The following is a 1,398-nucleotide window of genomic DNA, read 5'->3' as shown; positions in this document are numbered from 1 at the left end:
GCCCTCCTATGTTTGTCAATTACAAAGGAAGTGTTAATCTTGAAGAAAAAGTGAAAAAGTGTGAGAGTAAACGGAGCCCTAAACAATTTTAAAAATATGTTGGTCAAGAGATATTACCTCACACTTTTTTATCCTTTAGAGTTTGAACAGAATGTAAGGAATACCGCATAGCAGTATATCCAGAATATCCAACCAGGAGAAAAGACGAAGAAGGATTATTCACTTAATAAATTATTTAAACCAAAGTGATGACAAACATTGTAAAACAAGTAGCCGGAATTGATGTAGCACAAAAGGAGTTGGTGGTTTCCCTGGGGCGGATTGATCAACTTATTCAAAAAGAGGTTTATGCCTACAAGACATTTGCCAATAAACCATCAGGGTTTGCAGCTTTACTCCTATGGATAAAAAAGCATACTGATGGCTCAATAGCAGTTCGATATGTGATGGAAGCAACAGGGGTTTATCATGAGCAATTAGCTTATTATTTAACCGAACAAAGCTTTGAAGTAAGTATCGTTTTGCCTAATAAAATCAGCAACTATCTTAAGACATTGGAAACGAAGACCATTACCGATAAAACCGTATCACAGGGTATATGCCAATATGGACTGGAAAGAACATTGGAAATGTGGCAAAGGCCTAAAAAGATATTCCGAACACTAAAACAACTTACACGTGAACGGGATCAGCTCATAGCAGAGCGAACAATGATAAAGAATCAATTACATGCCGAGCAAGCAGAAGCCCACCCCAGTGAATACAGCATTTCAAGAATGAACGAACGTATCAATCTTATTAACAGGCAGGAAAAAGAGATCCGTTCAGAGATGGCAGAAAATATAAAACCAGATACAGGTCTGATTAAACAGATAGCCAATATTACTTCAATACCTGGAGTTGGAAAACTAACCGCGGTGACGGTGCTGGCAGAAACGAACGGGTTTGATCTGATTCGCAATAAAAAACAATTGGTCAGTTACAGCGGGCTGGATATAAAAGAAAAAGAGTCAGGTACATCCGTCAAAGGAAAGCCCAAAATATCAAAAAAGGGAAACCGGTATTTAAGAAAGGCCATGCACTTACCGGCTTTATCCGCTATCAGAAACGAAGATCGTTATAAAGCTATATTCGTAAGATTAGTATCTAAGCACGGCGTTAAAATGAAGGCTGCAGTTGCCGTACAGCGAAAATTATTAGAGTTGATATATATAATTTGGAAAACGAATCAACCTTATAGCAAAGAATATTTACAAAGAGTAAGTGAAAATACGAACGCGGTTTAAAAGGGTTAGGGCAGCCATTAAATGATGAACTGCCCTAAACAGGCTGACTTAAGCCGCCTTTAATAAATCAAAATTAAAAAATATTTGATTATTAACACAGAATCTCTTGAGC

The 1,398-nt window shown here is 37.3% G+C and carries 1 protein-coding gene; it reads left to right on the top strand.

Translation table 11 applies throughout. The annotated features are described in order from the left end of the window. Nucleotides 1-248: 248 nt before the first annotated feature. Nucleotides 249-1,286, top strand: a complete 1,038-nt coding sequence (locus tag E2R66_RS28095) for an IS110 family RNA-guided transposase (protein ID WP_134738019.1) — start codon at nt 249-251, stop codon at nt 1,284-1,286. The last annotated feature ends 112 nt before the right edge of the window (nt 1,287-1,398 follow it).

The sequence above is a fragment of the Mucilaginibacter psychrotolerans genome, assembly GCF_004519315.1.
GTDB lineage: Bacteria > Bacteroidota > Bacteroidia > Sphingobacteriales > Sphingobacteriaceae > Mucilaginibacter > Mucilaginibacter psychrotolerans.
The sequence above is the reverse complement of the archived record's forward strand: the minus strand, read 5'-3'. Positions and strand labels throughout refer to the sequence as shown.